Annotated in this window: 14 protein-coding genes; 8 read left to right on the top strand and 6 right to left on the bottom strand. The window is 67.9% G+C overall.

Translation table 11 applies throughout. The features are described from left to right. The first annotated feature begins 12 nt into the window (after nucleotides 1-12). Nucleotides 13-1,044, top strand: a complete 1,032-nt coding sequence (locus E4M01_RS03890) for a homoserine O-succinyltransferase (RefSeq protein WP_135062148.1) — start codon at nucleotides 13-15, stop codon at nucleotides 1,042-1,044. After that, the gene (metB, locus tag E4M01_RS03885; RefSeq protein WP_135062149.1) at nucleotides 1,041-2,258 is read left to right on the top strand and encodes a cystathionine gamma-synthase; all 1,218 of its coding nucleotides are present in this window, start codon (nucleotides 1,041-1,043) and stop codon (nucleotides 2,256-2,258) included. Before E4M01_RS03890 ends, metB begins: the two co-directional genes overlap by 4 nt. Here the strand turns inward: metB and E4M01_RS03880 are convergent. Beyond that, complete coding sequence (locus E4M01_RS03880; protein ID WP_245158181.1) at nucleotides 2,214-4,952, bottom strand: PAS domain S-box protein; 2,739 nt, start codon at nucleotides 4,950-4,952, stop codon at nucleotides 2,214-2,216. The two genes, metB and E4M01_RS03880, sit on opposite strands and share 45 nt — an antisense overlap. Nucleotides 4,953-5,154: 202 nt before the next feature. Here E4M01_RS03880 and E4M01_RS03875 point away from each other — a divergent pair, with 202 nt between their 5' ends. The 5 genes from E4M01_RS03875 (at nucleotide 5,155) to E4M01_RS03855 (ending at nucleotide 10,396) form a co-directional block, all read left to right on the top strand. Then, on the top strand, nucleotides 5,155-5,634 hold the full coding sequence (locus E4M01_RS03875) for a Dps family protein (RefSeq protein ID WP_135062151.1): 480 nt from the start codon (nucleotides 5,155-5,157) through the stop codon (nucleotides 5,632-5,634). A gap of 179 nt (nucleotides 5,635-5,813) precedes the next feature. Continuing rightward, on the top strand, nucleotides 5,814-6,899 hold the full coding sequence (locus tag E4M01_RS03870) for a cell wall hydrolase (RefSeq protein WP_245158182.1): 1,086 nt from the start codon (nucleotides 5,814-5,816) through the stop codon (nucleotides 6,897-6,899). 69 nt (nucleotides 6,900-6,968) lie between these two features. After that, complete coding sequence (locus E4M01_RS03865; protein ID WP_245158183.1) at nucleotides 6,969-8,903, top strand: PAS domain-containing protein; 1,935 nt, start codon at nucleotides 6,969-6,971, stop codon at nucleotides 8,901-8,903. After that, nucleotides 8,904-9,377 (top strand): response regulator, encoded by a 474-nt coding sequence (locus tag E4M01_RS03860; protein WP_371682912.1) that lies wholly within the window; start codon nucleotides 8,904-8,906, stop codon nucleotides 9,375-9,377. A gap of 68 nt (nucleotides 9,378-9,445) precedes the next feature. Next, nucleotides 9,446-10,396 (top strand): aldo/keto reductase, encoded by a 951-nt coding sequence (locus E4M01_RS03855; protein WP_135062154.1) that lies wholly within the window; start codon nucleotides 9,446-9,448, stop codon nucleotides 10,394-10,396. Between the two features lie 51 nt (nucleotides 10,397-10,447). On the opposite strand, the gene trxB is transcribed toward E4M01_RS03855, so the two are convergent. The 3 genes from trxB to E4M01_RS03840 are packed head-to-tail and all read right to left on the bottom strand — an operon-like array spanning nucleotide 10,448 to nucleotide 13,301. After that, the gene (gene trxB / locus E4M01_RS03850; protein ID WP_135062155.1) at nucleotides 10,448-11,467 is read right to left on the bottom strand and encodes a thioredoxin-disulfide reductase; all 1,020 of its coding nucleotides are present in this window, start codon (nucleotides 11,465-11,467) and stop codon (nucleotides 10,448-10,450) included. A gap of 40 nt (nucleotides 11,468-11,507) precedes the next feature. Beyond that, entirely contained in the window at nucleotides 11,508-12,272 is a 765-nt protein-coding gene (locus tag E4M01_RS03845; RefSeq protein ID WP_135062156.1) for an RNA methyltransferase, read from the bottom strand. Nucleotides 12,273-12,278: 6 nt separating this feature from the next. Then, a complete protein-coding gene (locus E4M01_RS03840; RefSeq protein WP_135062157.1) occupies nucleotides 12,279-13,301 on the bottom strand; it encodes a S1/P1 Nuclease in 1,023 nt (340 codons plus the stop codon). A 357-nt stretch (nucleotides 13,302-13,658) separates the two neighbouring features. On the opposite strand from E4M01_RS03840, the gene E4M01_RS03835 reads away from it, so the two are divergent. After that, nucleotides 13,659-14,231, top strand: a complete 573-nt coding sequence (locus E4M01_RS03835; protein WP_209316070.1) for a 3D domain-containing protein — start codon at nucleotides 13,659-13,661, stop codon at nucleotides 14,229-14,231. 72 nt (nucleotides 14,232-14,303) lie between these two features. Here the strand turns inward: E4M01_RS03835 and E4M01_RS03830 are convergent, their stop codons facing one another. Continuing rightward, the gene (locus E4M01_RS03830; RefSeq protein ID WP_135062158.1) at nucleotides 14,304-14,636 is read right to left on the bottom strand and encodes an Mpo1-like protein; all 333 of its coding nucleotides are present in this window, start codon (nucleotides 14,634-14,636) and stop codon (nucleotides 14,304-14,306) included. A gap of 48 nt (nucleotides 14,637-14,684) precedes the next feature. Beyond that, on the bottom strand, nucleotides 14,685-16,679 hold the full coding sequence (locus tag E4M01_RS03825) for a DEAD/DEAH box helicase (protein WP_135062159.1): 1,995 nt from the start codon (nucleotides 16,677-16,679) through the stop codon (nucleotides 14,685-14,687). Between the last annotated feature and the right edge of the window lie 122 nt (nucleotides 16,680-16,801).

The following is a 16,801-nucleotide window of genomic DNA, read 5'->3' as shown; positions in this document are numbered from 1 at the left end:
CGGACGACGACCATGACCCTTGCCGAAGCCTATCTCGAAGACCCGCTGTGTCGGCCGCGCGCCGTCTCCGCCGCCGTGGCGGACGGCAAGGCGCGCGACATTTCCGTCGACATTCCGGCCGACTTCCGCCTGGCGTCCGGCGAGCGGCTGGCTCAGCGGCGTCTGGTCGGTCGCCTGCATGGCCGCGCCGGCGCCCCGCTGGTGTTAGTGGCCGGCGGCATTTCGGCGGACCGTTTCGTGCATCGCACCGAAACCAAGGGGCTGGGCTGGTGGTCGGGCGCGGTATCCGTACGCGGACCCATCGATCTCAATCGGCTGCGGGTTCTGGCCTTCGACTATGCGCCTGAAGCTGCGGGCGAAGGGCCGGTCACCATCACCACGCAGGATCAGGCGCGCCTGCTGGCCCTACTGCTCGATGCGCTGGGCGAAGACCGGGTTGAGGCCTTTGTCGGCTGCTCCTACGGCGGAATGATCGCCCTAGCCTTCGCCGAGCTGTTTCCCGAGCGGGTGGGCGAACTGGTCGTGGTGTCGGCGGCCCATCGCCCCCACCCCCAGGCCACGGCCTGGCGCGGCATTCAGCGCCGCATCCTGATGTTGGCCCAGGCCGCCGGCCGGCCTGAGGACGGCGTGGCCCTGGCGCGCGAACTGGCGATGACGACCTATCGCACGCCCGACGAACTGGCCGAGCGCTTCGAGGCCTCGGCGCCGGAGCGCGCCGGTCAGGCCTATCCTGTCTGCGACTATCTGCAGGCGCGCGGCCGCGCCTATCGCAACCAGACCACGCCCGGGCGCTGGCTCAGCCTGTCGGACTCCATCGACCGTCACGTCGTCACGCCCGAGGCGATCCGCACGCCCGTCACCCTGGTGGGCTTCACCTCGGACCGGCTGGTGCCGATCGACGACATGCGCGAGCTCGCCGCGCGCCTGCCGGCCCTGTTCCGCTTCGTCGAGGCGCCGTCGCTGTACGGCCACGACGCCTTCCTGAAGGAGGACGCCCTCGTTGGCGACATCCTCCGCTCCACGTTGAAGGAAATCTGCGCATGACCCAAGCTCTGGACCCCCGCACCGTCGCCGCCCGCACCGGCGTGGATCAGGACACGGCCCACGGCGCGGTCATGCCGCCGCTGTATCTGTCTTCCAACTATTCGTTCGCCGGCTTCGACCAGAAGCGGGCGTACGACTACAGTCGCTCCGGCAATCCGACCCGCGACGTCCTGGCCGAAACCCTGTCGGGGCTAGAGGGCGGCGCCGGCGCCGTAATCACCGCGACCGGCATGGCGGCGGTGGACCTGCCGCTGTCGCTGCTGGAGCCCGGCGACCTGTTGATCGCGCCGCACGACTGTTACGGCGGCACCTGTCGCCTGCTGTGCGCGCGAGCCCGGAAAGGTCATTTCGACGTGAAGTTCGTCGATCAGGGATATCCCGAAGCGCTGGAGGCGGCCCTGGCGCTGAGGCCCAAGCTGGTGCTGGTCGAGACGCCGTCCAATCCGCTGCTGCGCGTGGTCGACGTGGCCGACATCTGCCGCCGTGCGCACGCCGTGGGCGCCAAGGTGATCTGCGACAACACCTTCCTGTCGCCGGCCCTGCAGCAGCCCATCCGCCTGGGCGCCGACTTCGTGGTCCATTCCACCACCAAATACATCAACGGCCATTCCGACGTGGTCGGCGGCGCTGTGGTCTCGGCCGATCCGGCGGATCACGAGCAGCTGGCCTGGTGGGCCAATGCGACGGGCGTCACCGGCTCGCCGTTCGACGCCTATCTGACCCTGCGCGGAGTGCGCACCCTGTTCGCCCGCATCGAGCGTCAGCAGGCGACGGCCGGTCGTGTCGCCGAGGTTCTGGCGGCCCACCCGGCAGTTCGCGCGGTCCACTATCCGGGCCTGAAGACCCACCCCGGCCACGCGCTGGCGGCGCGCCAGCAATCGGGGCCGGGCGCCATGCTCAGCTTCGATCTGCACGGCGGCGCGGACGCCGTGCGGACGCTGGTCGAAGCGCTGGAGATCTTCACCCTGGCGGAATCGCTGGGCGGGGTCGAAAGCCTGATCGCCCATCCGGCCACCATGACCCACGCCGCCATGACGCCCGAACAGCGCGCCCTGGCGGGCATTGGCGACGGCCTGATACGGCTGTCGGTCGGCCTGGAGCACGTCGACGACCTGCTGGCCGACCTGATCCCGGCGCTGGATGCAGCCGTCAAGCGGACGCGTGGACCTTCAGAGACGCGCCAGGTCGAGCACGCGCAGAAGGTTTTCGGCTGAGTAGGGTTTGCTGAGGAAGGGCCAGGGCGCGTCAGCCAGGGCGCGGTCCACGTCTTCTCCAACATAGCCCGACGTCAGCACGATACGCAGGGCCGGCCAGGTATCGGAGGCTTTCCGAGCCAGGTCGACCCCTGTCATGCCGCCCGGCATGACGATATCGGTCAGCATCAGATCGAACTGGGTCCGCTGCAGACGGTCCAGCGCCGCCTGAGCGGATTCAACGGCGGTCACCGTCCATCCGCCCGAGGTCAGGATATCGGCGGCGACCGAGGCGACGGCGGGATCATCTTCGACCAGGAGGAGACGCCCTCCGGTCCGGGTCGGCGCCGCTTCTGCGGGCGCGGCCACGGCCTCCGACGCGGGCCGCGTCGTCAGGGGCGGGAGGTAGAGGCGTATCTCGGTCCCGCGCCCGGGGGTGGAGCTGATCTGGACGCCGCCGCCGCTTTGGCGGGCGAACCCGTAGACCTGGCTCAACCCCAGGCCCGTGCCCTTGCCTACGGACTTGGTCGTGAAAAACGGCTCAAAGACCCGGCCGATTATGTCGGCGCTCATTCCGGCCCCGTCGTCGGATACGGTGACGCAGACATAATCGCCAGCCGGCAGCTCTCGCACTTCGTCTGCCCGGATCTGGCAGGCCATGGTCTGAACCGACACCCTCCCCCCGCGCTCGTCCAAGGCGTCGCGTGCATTGACGACAAGGTTCAGCAGGGCGGCTTCGAACTGGGCGGCGTCAACGCTCACGCGAGCGCCGCCTCGCTTGAGCTTCAGTTTAAACTCGACCGCCTCGCCGACAGCGCGGCGCAGCAGCGGCTCGCCTTCCCGGATGAGGCTGTTGAGATCGGTGGGCTCGGGTCTCAACGCCTGGCGGCGCGAGAAAGCCAGCAGCTGATGCGTGAGCCGTTCCCCGCGCCGCGCCGCCGACAAGGCCGCTTCGCCCAGCCTCTGTCGCTTGGCTGCGTCGTCAGAACGCAGGATGATGTCCAGCGCGCCGATCACCACGGTCAGAAGGTTGTTGAAGTCGTGCGCCACGCCGCCTGTGAGACGCCCCACGGCCTCCATCTTCTGCGCGTGCATCAGATCGGCCTCGGCCTGCGCCTTGTCGACCAGAGCGGCGCTGACACGCTCTTCCAACAGTTCGTTGATGCGCTTGAGGTCTTCCTCGGCCTTCTTGGTTTCGGTGATGTCCAGGCTGGCGCCGACATAGCCCTGAAACACGCCGGCCGAGTCGAAGCGCGGCACGCCCTCGGTCCTCAACCAGCGGAGACCCAGGACGGGGTGATTGACGCGGGCCAGGGCTTCAAACCGGTCTCGGGCCTCGAAAGCGCGCATGAAGGCGGCTTCGAATACGACTTCGTCGTCCGGATGAACCATCCGCCGCCAAGCGTCCGACATCCGCCTCTCGGACCGCACGTTCAGGAATGTGCGAAACCGCTTGTTGGCGAACACCAGCTGGGCGGCGTCGTCGCTCATCCAGATCAAGGCAGGGGCGCTGTCGGCGACGGTGCGGAAACGGGCCTCGGACTCCGCCAGCCGATCCTGCGCCAATCGCGCCTCGGTGACGTCAAACGCGACGCCCACGAAGCCGATCACCCTGCCGTCTCGCAGGCGCGGCCTTGAGAAGGAGCGTAGCCAGCGATACTGCCCGTCATGACGCAGGTACCGCCCTTCCATGCTGAAGGGCGTTTGCGAGGCCTCGCCGGCCAGCGACTCTTCCAGGATGCGAGCCTGGTCGTCGGGATGCAGAATTTCCCGCCAGTCACGGTTCAGCGCGTGGTCGTACGTCCCGCCGTCGAAGGCGACGTAGGCCTGGTTGACGAAGGCGCGCGAGCGGTCTTCAGCCGTAACCCACACAAGGACGGGCGCCGTGTCGGCGATGTCGCGGAACCGGGTCTCGCTTTCCCGAAGCGCAGCCTCGCTGGCCTTTGCGGATGTGATATCCACCGCGGCGGCCAGATAGCCGGTTAGCTGACCTTCGGCGTCTCGCATGGCCCGGACGCTTGTCAGCGCCCAGACGATCTGGCCGTCAGGCCGGATATACCGCTTTTCCAGGTCGCCGCCCCGACCGTTCAAGGCTTCCTGCAGCATCCGGCGCGTCGGTTCGACATCGTCGGGGTGGCTGACGTCTGCAGTGCGGAGCCCGACCATCGACTCCGGCGTCAGTCCCAGCAGTTCGGCGAAGCACTGATTGGCCTCCTGGATCACGCCGTCCAGGTCCAGCCGCGCGATCCCCGCCGAAGACTGTTCGAACATGGCGCGCATCTGGGCCGCCGTCTGGAGGGCTTGCTGGTCGGAAAGGCCCCGCGCCGCCTCGGCTTCGCTAAGGCGCGCCAGGGCTCGGCGCAAAGCGCCTGCGACCAGGACGGAGAACAGGCTGACGATGATAAAATTGACGGTCGCCACCTCGCCCAGCCGCGACGTCGGGCCGGCGGCCTGAAGCGTCACCACCGCCCAGCCTCCGGCCAACGACGTGATCGCGGCCGCGACGCCGGCCAGGCGCCCGCCGGCCAGGGCCGCCAGAATGACCCACGGCAGCAGGATCATGAAACCGGTGATCTCGGCGTAGTACAGGCTGAGCAGGAAGCGCAGGCCGACACCGGCCGAGCCCAGCGACAGCCCGATCAGAAGGGCGCCAGCCATCGAAGGGCGCGGCATGCGCGCGACACGCACGACGAGGGCGTCGGCTGCCTCCAGCATTCCCAGACCCCCCGATTTCGCCATCGCCCCCTCGAAAGCGCCCTACCATGGCGTGCGACGGCAACGCTCGCACCTGTCGCGCGTTCCAGCCTCGACGATCCAACCTGTACAACGCACGGCGGACGGTGGCGAGACTGGACCTTGCCAAGCCGAGCCGGGCGCCTACCTGCAAGCCGAACGAACCTTAACTGGAGGGCGCGCGATGAACGCCAAGATCGACACTGGCCTGGACAAGACGGAACGAGGCGAGGCGGCCGAGGCCCTGACCAAGCTGCTGGCCGACAGCTATGCGGTCTACCTCAAGACCCATGGCTATCATTGGAACGTGCGCGGCCCCTCTTTCTTCAGTTTCCACAATCTGTTGGAGCAGCAGTATCGCGAAATGTGGGCGGCTCTCGACGAGATCGCCGAACGCATCCGCGCGCTGGGCGTGCTCGCGCCGCAATCCGGCGCGGCTTACGCCAATCTGACCGCGATCAAGGACGGCGACCCGGAGAAGGAAGCCGAGGAGATGCTGCGCGAACTCATGAAGGATCATGAGACGGTCATCGCCACGGCGCGCTCAGGCATCCAAGTCGCTGACGCAGCCGGAGACGAGGCGACGGCTGACTTGATGACGCAACGCCTGTCGGCGCACGAGAAGTTCGCCTGGATGCTCCGCTCCACGTTGGGCGGCCGTTGACAAATCGCCGATCTGGGGTCTGAAAAGCGCCGGATTGGCGATCTACTCAACTTGCGGCGCCGCTCAGGGCGCAGCTATCGGGCGCGATGATGGTCAGACGGACCAGCAAGAGCATGAATGTCCGCGTCCGCCAGGCCGCTGCAGCGGCCCCCGCGATAGCGGCCGCTCTAGGCGTCGCCATGGCTGCGAGCTCCGCACCCCGTCCAGAGATTGATCGCACGGTGGAGGCCGTGTCCAGGCTGACGCAAGGCGATCTGACGCCGCGCGGACTGGCTCGGATCACCGCGCGCATGGACCCGGCTCAACGCGCCTTGGCGCTCCGGCACGACCCGCTCCAGAGAACGCCCGCCCTGCAGGATTTGAAGCCGGGGTGGGAGAGCCTGGGTCTGGCCGGCAAGCCGTCGCTCGACCCCGGCGCCACCGGCCTGGACGCGCAACGGATGAACGCCGCCATGCCGAATGCGCGTGGCGCCCTGCGCCCCGCGCCGCCGTTCGTGCTCAAGGCTTCGGCCGACGCCCGGCGTCGCGCGCTGCGCTGTCTCACCCAGGCCGTCTACTATGAGGCGGCGCTGGAGCCTGGCCCCGGTCAGGAGGCCGTGGCCCAGGTCGTGCTGAACCGCGTTCGCGATCCCAATTACGCCAATTCGGTCTGCGGGGTCGTGTTCGAAGGCGCGGAGCGCTCGACCGGCTGTCAGTTCAGCTTCACCTGCGACGGCTCGCTGTCGCAGGCGCCGGTGAAATGGGCCTGGGACCGGGCGCAGATCGTCGCCGAGCGCGCCCTGAATGGTCACGTGGCGGCCCATGTTGGCACGGCGACCCACTATCACGCCGACTATGTGCATCCCTGGTGGGCGCCGACCCTGGCCAAGATCACCCAGGTCGGGGCGCATATCTTCTATCGCTGGAAGGGCGTCGCCGGCGAGACGGCGGCCTTCCGCCAAGCCTACGCCGGCCGCGAGCCGGTCATCGACGAGGCCCGGTTTGCGCGCCCTCGCCTCATCCAGGCTGTCGCCCCATCCGACGCCGGCGCAGCCGTTGCAGAGACGGCCGGCCTGCGCCAGGTTGAGATCGACGGCCAGACACGCGTAGTCGGCGTCGCCAGCCTCGGCGGACGGCGACTGCCCAGTCGTGAAGAGGTCGCGGCCATAAACGAGCGGCTGAGCGCTTTGGAGACAACGCCTGAGCCGGTAGCGACGCCTCCCGCCGCTCCCCCGCCAGGCGCGGTCGCCATGGCCGTCGAGGAGGTCGGGCGGCCCGCCGCCTGATCCGCTTGCAACAACCTTGGCCTTCAAGGCATTGATGCCAGGCCTCAATCCAGAGGCATGAGGCCGCGCGTGAACGAAACATCGCCCCCGCCAGAGTGGACCGAGGATCAGCGTCTCGCGGCCCTGAGGGCCTATGACATCGTTGAAACGGACGCCGAGGCCGCGTTTGACGACATCACGCGGCTGATCGCCCAGATCTGCGATGCGCCGATCGCCGTGATCAGCTTCCTCGAGGCCCATCGGCAGTGGTTCAAGTCCGAAGTGGGCCTGGGGGTCAGCGAGACGCCGCTGGAGGTGTCGTTCTGCGCCAAGGCCTTGCTGCAGAACGACAATCTGGTCGTGTCCGATGCGACGCAGGACGAGCGGTTCGTCTGCAACCCCCTGGTCACCGGCGACATGAACCTGCGTTTCTACGCCGGCGTTCTGTTGCGCACCGCCGAAGGCCTGCCGATCGGCACCCTGTGCGTGCTGGACAGACAGCCCCGCCCTCAAGGCCTTACGGCGTTGCAGCAGACCGCGCTCGAGACCTTGGCCAGTCAGGTGATGACTCAGCTTGAGCTTCGCCGCGCGCTGACGGCGAAGCGCCATAGCGACGATGCGGCGCGCCGGGCTCTGGCGGCCGTCAACTCCGTCGGCGCCTGGGAGTGGGACATCAAGAGCGACCGCATAACCGCGGACGCCGCCTTCGCCGCCCTCTACGGCATGGACGCCGCTCAGGCCGCTGTCGGCGCCCCGTTGGAAGCGTTCACGGCCGCGATCCATCCAGAAGACCTGGATCGGGTGTCCGCCGAGATCGCTTCGGCGGTAGCGGGCGCAGGCGACTTCGTCAGCGAATACCGCGTCATCCCCGGTCCCGACCAAATGCGCTGGGTCCTGGCGAGAGGCGAAGTCTATAGGGATCAAGCCGGCGAGCCCGCCTACTTTCCGGGCCTCGTCATCGACATCACAGACCGGAAGAAGGTCGAAGCCGATCTGGCGGACATCGCGGCGGCCCTGGGAGAAAGCGAGGCGCGCTTCCGGGCCATCGCCGACTCCATGCCGCAGATGGTGTGGTCGACGCGCCCCGACGGCTTCCACGACTACTACAATGCGCGCTGGTACGAATTCACCGGCGCGCCGGCAGGGTCTACGGACGGCGAGGGCTGGAACGACATGTTCCATCCCGAGGATCAGCAGCGCGCCCGCACGCTTTGGGGCCATTCGCTGAGCACCGGCGAGCCGTACGAGATCGAGTATCGGCTGCGCCACCATTCGGGCGTCTATCGCTGGACGCTGGGTCGGGCCATGGCCATCCGCAACGCGGATGGCGAGATCACCCGCTGGTTCGGCACCTGCACCGACATCGACGATCTGAAGCGGATGGAGCAGGGCAAGGAGCTGCTCAGCCAGGAGTTGAGCCACCGCATCAAGAACATCTTTGCGGTCGTATCGGCGCTGATCGCTCTGTCCGCGCGCCAGCACCCCGAGGCGACCGCCTTCGCCAAGGCCCTGCGCACCCGGGTCACGGCGCTTGCGCGCGCCCACGAATTCGTGCGGCCCCACACCGAAAGCTCGCGCCCGACTGTCGGAACCATGACGCTGCACGCCTTCCTGGAGGACCTTTTCCGTCCCTATGCGGAAGAAGACGGAAGGCCGCGTGTTATGATCGGGGGAGAGGACGCGGTCTTTGACGACCAAGCCGCCACCTCGGTGGCGCTTCTGTTCCACGAACTGGCGACCAATGCGGCCAAGTACGGCGCGTTGAGCCTGGACGCGGGCCGGGTGACCCTGAATACGCGCCGCGTCGGCGATCGCTTCCTGCTTGAATGGACTGAAACCGGCGGCCCGCCGCTCGACGCCGCGCCATCGCGAGCAGGGTTCGGCTCGTCGCTGGCCCGAGTATCGGTCGAGGGTCAGTTGGGCGGACGGCTGGAACAACGCTGGCTCCGCGAGGGTTTGTGCGTCGTGGCCGATCTCCCGTCCACCGCGCTGTCTCGCCGCCGCGCCGCCGAAAGGGCGCTGTGAATGGCTGGCGTGAAACCTGCATCACCGCTCTGCGTTGAAGCGCCCGAAGCGATGCGAAACGAGGCCATGACTGCGCGTATTCTGATTGTCGAGGATGAAGCCCTGGTGGCGATGGAGCTGCGCTTCGTGCTCGAAGACCTCGGGCATGAGGTGGTCGGCGTGGCCAGCGACGCCCGCACTGCAATGAACATCGTGCGCGAGACCGAGGTCGACCTGGCTCTGGTCGATATTCATTTGTCGGACGGGCCCACCGGCGTGGAACTAGGGCGCGAGTTGGGCCAGGAGATCGGCGTGACCGTTCTCTACATGACCGCCAATCCGGGCATGGTTCGCGACGGTGTGGCTGGAACCATCGGCGTCCTGTCCAAGCCGACGGACGAGCGCGCCGTCCAGACGGCCGTCGACTACGCCCTGCGCCGGCGCAAAGGCGAGCCGGTGGAGTATGCTCCGCCCGAGCTCCAACTGTTCGGCTGATACCGGGCGGTTGCGCCCTGTCCGGGGGGCCCCATTTCAGAGGCTACCGAACGACAGGACATCGCCTCATGCAACAGCGCATCCTCGGTCCAAGCGGCCTCTCGACGGCGCCCCTGGTGTTCGGCGGAAATGTGTTTGGCTGGACGGCCGACCGTGAAACCAGCTTCCGCCTCTTGGACGCGTTCGTCGACGCGGGCTTCAACGCCATCGACACCGCCGACGCCTATTCCCGCTGGGTCCCAGGCCACGACGGCGGCGAGAGCGAGACAATCATCGGCGAGTGGCTGAAGGCGCGCGGGCGACACAACGACGTCCTGATCCTGACCAAGGTCGGCTCCGACATGGGCCAGGGCCACAATGACCTCTCTGCCGCCTGGATCGAACGCGCCGTCGAGGAGAGTCTGCGGCGGCTGCAGACCGACGTCATCGACCTGTATCAGGCTCACTGGCCTGATCCGCGGACGCCGCAGCAAGAGACCCTGCGGGCCTTCGACCGCCTGGTTCAGGCCGGCAAGGTGCGCGCGATCGGCGTGTCCAACCATGATGCCGCCCAGACCGCCGAAGCCCTGGCGATATCGGAGCGCGAAGGCCTGGCCGCCTATGCGACGCTACAGCCCCACTACAACCTCTACAGCCGCGACACCTTCGAGGGTCCGCTGCAGGACCTGGCCGTCGAGCGAGGTCTGGGCGTCATAACCTATTTCAGCCTCGAGGCCGGCTTCCTGACGGGCAAGTATCAGAGCGCCGACCAGGTCGCAGGCACGGCGCGCGAAGGCATGCTGATCGACAAGTTCGACGAACGCGGCCTGCGCATCCTGGCTGCGCTCAAGGCGGTGGCCGACCGCAACGAAGCCACCCCGGCCCAAGTCTCGCTGGCCTGGCTGCTGACTCGTCCGGCCGTGACCGCGCCCATCGTCAGCGCGACCTCGGTGGACCAGCTTGCCGATACGCTGAAGGCGGCGTCGCTGACGCTGTCAGACGACGACCTGGCCGAACTGACCGAGGCGTCGGAGGACTGACCGCTCATCCCCGCCTTCGCGGTGATGAGAGGGACATTCAGACGGCGATTCTCACCACGCCCCGATCTTCTCCGCCTCCTTGTGCGGGATCGGGTTATGGGCGCGGGCGTGGTCCTCCTCGGCCAGGAAGCGCACGGCCTCCAGGGCGGCCATGCAGCCCATGCCGGCCGCGGTGACGGCCTGGCGATAGACGTCGTCGGTCACGTCGCCGGCGGCCCAGACGCCCTCGATGGCGGTGGCGGCCGTGCCAGGCTTCACCACCAGATAGCCGCCGGCCTTCGTCTCCAACTGGCCGGCGAAGAGCTCCGACGACGGGGCGTGGCCGATGGCGATGAAGATGCCGTCGGCGGCCATCTCGCGCGTCTCGCCGGTCTTGACGTTCTTGATGCGCGCGCCCGTTACGTTGACGCCGCCGAACGCATTGGTCTCGCCCAGCACCTCGTCGATGGCGTGGTCCCACACCACCTCGACCTTGGGGTTGGCCAGCAGGCGTTCGGACAGGATTTTCTCGGAGCGGAACTCGTCGCGGCGGTGCACGACGGTGACCTTGGAGGCGAAGTTGGTCAGGAACAGCGCCTCCTCTACGGCGGTGTTGCCGCCGCCGACCACGATCACTTCCTTGCCGCGATAGAAGAAGCCGTCGCAGGTGGCGCAGGCTGACACCCCGAAGCCCTTGTATTTCTGCTCGCTCTCCAGCCCCAGCCACTTGGCCTGGGCGCCGGTGGAGATGATCACCGTCTCGGCCAGCATCTCGGCTCCCGAATCCAGCGTCAGGCGGAAGGGTCGCTGGCTCAGGTCGGCCTTGACCACGATGTCCTCAATGATCTCGGTGCCGACGTGAGCGGCCTGGGCCCTCATCTGCTCCATCAGCCAGGGGCCCTGGATGACGTCCGCGAAGCCCGGATAGTTCTCGACATCGGTGGTGATGGTCAGCTGCCCGCCGGGTTGCAGGCCAGCGATGACCACCGGCTCCAGCAGGGCGCGGGCGGCGTAGATGGCGGCGGTCCAGCCGGCGGGGCCGGAGCCGATGATGGCGACGCGGACAGTGCGGAGTTCGGAGGGATTCGACATGGCTCTAACCTAGGTCTCAAGGGGCCGGGTTGCGACCGCTTCAATCACGCTTTTCCGCCAATTTCGCCAGGCGGCGGCCACGGCCCTTGGCCAGGGCGTGAACGGCGCCGCGCAAGGTGGCGACCTCCTGCTCGGTCAGGCGGGCGCGGCCCAGCATGGCGCGCAGATTGCGCACCATCGTCGGCTTCTTCTCGGGCGGGTGGAAGAAGCCGCCCTCTTCGAGCTCGCCTTCCAGATGGCCGTACAGCCCGTGCAGCAGTTGGTTGGACGCCGGTGGCTCGACCTCGCCGAAGCGCGGCGGCGGGGCGTCCAGGATCAGGGTGCGCCACTCATAGGCGTTGATCGCCACGGCCTGCGCCAAGTTGAGCGAATGGTGACGCGGATCGATGGGGATGGTGGTGATCCCTTGGGCCAGGGCCAGGTCCGCCGTCTCCAGGCCCGCCCGCTCGCCGCCGAACAGGATGCCGATCTTCAGGCCTTGTGCGCTGTCGTCGAACAGGACGCGCGCGGCCTCGCGCGGGGTGCGGATGGGCAGGCGAAGCTCGCGGTTGCGGGCCGTGGTGGCGTGCAGGGTGGTCAGGTCGGCGATGGCCTGGGCCACCGTCTCGAAGACGCGCACGCCCTCCAGAATCCAGTCGGCGCCCGAGGCGGCGGCCCAGGCCCGATCCTGAGGCCAGCCGTCGCGCGGGGCGACCAGACGCAGCTCCTCAAGCCCGAAGTTGGCCATGACGCGGGCGACCGCGCCGATATTGTCGGCCAGCTGCGGCTTGTCGAGGATGACGACGGGGGGCGTGGGCGCGTCCAAGAGGACTCAGTCCTCCCCAATCATGGATATCCAGGGGTCCACCACCCCGGCTTCGACCTCATTGACCTTGACCGCAGGCCAGCCGATCGAGGCGGTCGCGCTTTCACGCCAGCTCAGCACGACCCAATCGCGCAGCTCAGCGGCGCCCGCAGCAAGGCGCTCCGTCACGAAAGCGGCCCCGCGCGGGTCCGCGTCGCGGAAGCCGCCAGCCTTCTCCAGCCTGTAGAAGGGCGTCACGGTCGCCAGGGTGGTCTTCAGGTACGTGGCGGTGCGGCCCCGCAGGTCGAAGCCGTCCAGACGGGGCGCGGCCATGGCGGCCTCGACCGCGTCCAGACGGGCGGTGCGCGAGGTGAAGGCGCCTTCGAACAGGGCGTGGGTCTGGCGCGAGGTGGTGAAGCCTTCGGGGTTTGGAACGTCGCGGCTCCAGCCATTGTAGTGGATGGTCGTATGGTGCGGCTGCGACCCGTCCCCGATGTAATGCGACAGCACCCCGATATCGCGCACGATAAGCGCCTCACGACGTTCGCGGTCGGCGCGATACCAGGCCTTCTTGCCCGGATCGGTCTCGCGCGCCTCGGCGGCGTTCAGAACGCGCCAATAGGCGAAGTCGCGGCCGAGGTTCTGCCAGGCGTCCATCATCGCGTAGGGCAGGTAACCGACGTCGTTGACGCTCAGACCCGCAGCGATCAGGGCGGCGTCGAACTCGGACTTCAGTCGGGGCAGTTCGTCGATCGACGGGCCGGCGGCGGTCATGGACCGGCCTTCTTCCGTCAAATCGATGAAGTGAGCGGTGTCGCGCTCGCGCCCGTGCGGTTGGCCAGCGCCTTTCCAGCGGTCGGGCTCACGCGACAATTCGCCGACATCAGCGATGGCGGCTGGAGTACGCAAAAAGGCGGGCAGATCGTCCGGCAGGGCCCGCATGGCGGCGACGCCGATCAGCCGGTGGCCGGTGTTGCCCCAAGCCTCCACCTCGATGGCGGGGGCGGACAGAACCGCTAAGGCGGCGACGGCGAGCAGTATGCGCTTCATGACGGGCTCCCAGGCGACGGACGAAACAGCGCTTAGCGCATCCCGCGCGCCCTCTCCATCCCTGTGGATCGCGACAGAATGCGGCCGGGCCCACCGTTGGCCGGTGTATCAGGCCACACCTTGCGAATACCGCATAAATGACGCTGCACCCTGTAAGTCGCAAATGAGCATCGACGTCGAATACTGATTTTGGTGAACCTCTGTGCTTGCAGAGCTATTGCCGTTCGATTGGCCCGGCTGTGGATCATTCTGCGGGCCATTAAAGGGTCATCTCATTCGCCGCTTTTTTGCCTAAATCAGAAACCAAAAAGCCGCCGCCGGAGCGTGTCGGGACCGGTGTCTTCATGAGTCGTTTTGATGTTGGGCACGGCCGCCGCCTTCGCCATGGCCTTCGCCATGGCCCTGTCCGATCCGAACGCCGCAGGCGTCGATCAGCCAGGTCCAGTCAGCTATGACGCCGTGCTTGCGGCAGAGGCTGCAGCCATTGAAGCGAATGCGACGGCCGAAGGTTCCCGCGAGGCGAACCTGTCTGCGGAACAGATCGAGATGATGGCGAGCGAGCCCGACTGGCGCGCCTCGGCGCGGCTCTATCATGCGGGCGGCGGCGGAGCGACGGGCAACGACTCGCTGGGGTGCCGCCCGATCGCCATGCGCACGGTAGCGGTCGATCCCAAGGTGATCCCGCGCCGCACCCGCCTTTTCATTCGTGAAACGGTCGGCCTGCGGATGGCCGACGGCAGCCTTCACGACGGCTACTGGTACGCGTCCGACACCGGAGGCGCGATCAAGGGCCAGAAAATCGACCTTTACACCGGCCACGGCCGGGGCTCCATGCAGCCGGCCATGCGGTTGAACATGCGCACCCTGACGATCCATGACGCCGGCGATTTCGACGGCTGCCCCCCGGCCTGGGAGAGCGCCTCGAACTGACGCGCACGGCGTCTTCGAACAGAAGGCGGTCCCCTCAAGCCGGCCGCCTGCCGGGGCGGCGCCCGCCGGCGATCAAAACTCCCGCCGACCCCAGATCGTCTCGAAGAACAGGCGGAAGTCGCCTCTCAGCGACCACAACGGATATTTGAAAGTCGCCGGCCGGTTCTTCTCGAAGAAGAAGTGACCGACCCAGGCGAAGCCGTAGCCGAGGACCGGCATGGCCAGCAGCCACCAGGCATTCAGCGTCACGACAAACATCACGAAGGCGGCGATGACCAAGCCGGTGCCGACGACGTGGATTCGGCGGCATGTCCGATTGGAATGCTCGTGAATGTAATACGGATAGAAGGCCTCAAACGAGGTGAAGCGCTGCGATGAAGCGGGCTCGACGTCAGGTGTGGTCATGCGCCGCAGCCTGCGCTCGGATTGTCAGCTACGCAAGCCGAGCGACATTCAACCGCCGGACTTGCCGGCGAATTTCCCGCCCTTCTTGAACCCCGGCTTGCCGCCAGGCTTGAAGCCTGCCTTGGGCTTGAACGGCTTCTTGGCGAAGGGCTTGCCGCCGGCCGGGGCCGCTTCGCCGTCGCGCGTCGCATAGGGCTTCTTCTTGAACGGCGGGCGGGCGTCGCCCGTCGCGGCGTCCGGCGCCCAGGGCTTCTTGGCGAAGGCGGGCTTGTCACCGGCGCCGGTGCGTTCATCGCGGTTGAAGGGCTTCTTGGCGTAGGGCCGCGCGGCGTCGCGGGGGCCGTCGCGGCCGCCTTCGCGGTCATCGCGCTTGAACGGCTTCTTGGCGCCCTTGTAGCCGCCACCCTGGGTCGGAGCCTCCGACGGCGTGATGGTCACGTCGTCGCGCGGGCTGTTCTTCAGCGCGTCTCGGAACAGGCCCTCGTGCGTCTTAGCGATCTCGAATCGCGTCTCTTCCGGGAAGGTCCGGATCGCGCCGATCTCCTTCTTGGTGATGTGGCCGACGCGGCAGATCAGCGGGATCAGCCATTTCGGGTCGGCGTTCTTGTTGCGGCCCACGTCCATGCGGAACCAGACGACCTCGTCGGGCTGCAGGCGCTCGCCGGGCCACGGCGTCGCGGCGAAGTCTTCGCCGCCCTCGGGGCGACGCTCGCGACGCGGGGCGTGGATCTGACCGGGGTCCAGCAACTCCTCGGGCGCCGGCAGATCCTTTTTCATCAGCTGGATCAGGGCGGCGGCGATCTCGTCGGGCGTGCGCTCGGCGATGAGGCGGCGCGCCATGACCAGGTCCTCTTCGGACACCGGCAGGTCGAACACCGAGCCCGACATCAGGCGCTGTTCGTCCTTGGCGCGGATTTCGTCGGCGGTCGGGGCGCCGGCCCAGGTCGCATCGACCCCGGCGGAGTTCAGCAGCATCTCGGCCTTGCGGCGGCGCGTGTGCGGCACCAGCATCACGGAGATGCCCTTCTTGCCCGCGCGGCCGGTGCGGCCCGAACGGTGCAGCAGGCCGGCGCGGTTCACCGGCAGCTCGGCGTGGATCACCAGGCCCAGGTCGGGCAGGTCCAGACCGCGCGCGGCCACGTCGGTGGCGACGCAGACCCGGGCGCGACCGTCGCGCAGCGCCTGCAGCGCGTCGGTCCGCTCGCGCTGGCCCATCTCGCCGGACAGGGCGACCGACGAGAAGCCGCGCTCGAGCAGCGACGACTGCAGGTGACGCACTGAATCGCGCGTCGAGCAGAACACCAGGGCGCCCGGCGCCTCGAAGAAGCGCAGGACGTTGACCACCGCGTGCTCGATCTCGTTCGGCGCGATGCGCATGGCGCGGTATTCGATGTCGCCGTGCGGCTGGCTCTTGTCGGTGGTGTCGATGCGCACAGCGTCGCGCTGATACCGCTTGGCCAGGGTGACGATGTCGCGGGCCAGGGTGGCGGAGAACAGCAGGGTGCGGCGCTCGGGCGGCGACTGTTCGAGGATGTATTCCAGATCCTCGCGGAAGCCCATGTCGAGCATCTCGTCGGCCTCGTCGAGCACCAGCACCTTCAGCGCCGACAGGTCGAGATTGCCGCGATCGATGTGGTCCTTCAGTCGGCCGGGCGTGCCGACCACGATGTGGATGCCGAAGTTCAGCGCGCGCGCTTCCTTGCGGGCGTCCATGCCGCCCACGCAGGTGGTGATCTTGGCTCCCGACTGGCCGTACAGCCATTCCAGCTCGGCCGAGACCTGCAGCGCCAGTTCGCGCGTGGGCGCGATGGCCAGCATCAGCGGCGCGTCGGCCGTCGGAAACTTCTCGGCCTCGCCCAGCAGGGTCGAGGCGGCGGCCAGGCCGAACGCCACCGTCTTGCCCGAACCGGTCTGGGCCGAAACCAGCATATCGGCTTCGCCGTGCTCGCCCTGGAGCACTGCGGCCTGGACCGGCGTCGGCTCGGCATAGCCCTTGGCGGAAAGCGCGCGGTCGAGCGCGGGGTGGACGGCGGGGAAGGGCATGCGAAACCTGACAGGACGAACAGAGGCGGCCGAAACGGCCGCGCCCGGCCGAGGACGAACCTCAGGCCGGGCGGATTGGCTGCGCTCTATACACGGATCAAGGCAAGGCTGGGGCGAAATCG

Origin of the sequence: Brevundimonas sp. MF30-B, assembly GCF_004683885.1 — a bacterium.
Lineage (GTDB): Bacteria > Pseudomonadota > Alphaproteobacteria > Caulobacterales > Caulobacteraceae > Brevundimonas.
This window is presented reverse-complemented; position numbering and strand designations above follow the sequence as displayed.

Coding starts and splice junctions, on each gene's coding strand:
- E4M01_RS03890 (WP_135062148.1), top strand. CDS start 13: ATGACCCTTGCCGAAGCCTATCTCGAAGACCCGCTGTGTCGGCCGCGC.
- metB (WP_135062149.1), top strand. CDS start 1,041: ATGACCCAAGCTCTGGACCCCCGCACCGTCGCCGCCCGCACCGGCGTG.
- E4M01_RS03880 (WP_245158181.1), bottom strand. CDS start 4,952: ATGCTGGAGGCAGCCGACGCCCTCGTCGTGCGTGTCGCGCGCATGCCG.
- E4M01_RS03875 (WP_135062151.1), top strand. CDS start 5,155: ATGAACGCCAAGATCGACACTGGCCTGGACAAGACGGAACGAGGCGAG.
- E4M01_RS03870 (WP_245158182.1), top strand. CDS start 5,814: ATGGCTGCGAGCTCCGCACCCCGTCCAGAGATTGATCGCACGGTGGAG.
- E4M01_RS03860 (WP_371682912.1), top strand. CDS start 8,904: ATGGCTGGCGTGAAACCTGCATCACCGCTCTGCGTTGAAGCGCCCGAA.
- E4M01_RS03855 (WP_135062154.1), top strand. CDS start 9,446: ATGCAACAGCGCATCCTCGGTCCAAGCGGCCTCTCGACGGCGCCCCTG.
- trxB (WP_135062155.1), bottom strand. CDS start 11,467: ATGTCGAATCCCTCCGAACTCCGCACTGTCCGCGTCGCCATCATCGGC.
- E4M01_RS03840 (WP_135062157.1), bottom strand. CDS start 13,301: ATGAAGCGCATACTGCTCGCCGTCGCCGCCTTAGCGGTTCTGTCCGCC.
- E4M01_RS03835 (WP_209316070.1), top strand. CDS start 13,659: ATGTTGGGCACGGCCGCCGCCTTCGCCATGGCCTTCGCCATGGCCCTG.
- E4M01_RS03830 (WP_135062158.1), bottom strand. CDS start 14,636: ATGACCACACCTGACGTCGAGCCCGCTTCATCGCAGCGCTTCACCTCG.
- E4M01_RS03825 (WP_135062159.1), bottom strand. CDS start 16,679: ATGCCCTTCCCCGCCGTCCACCCCGCGCTCGACCGCGCGCTTTCCGCC.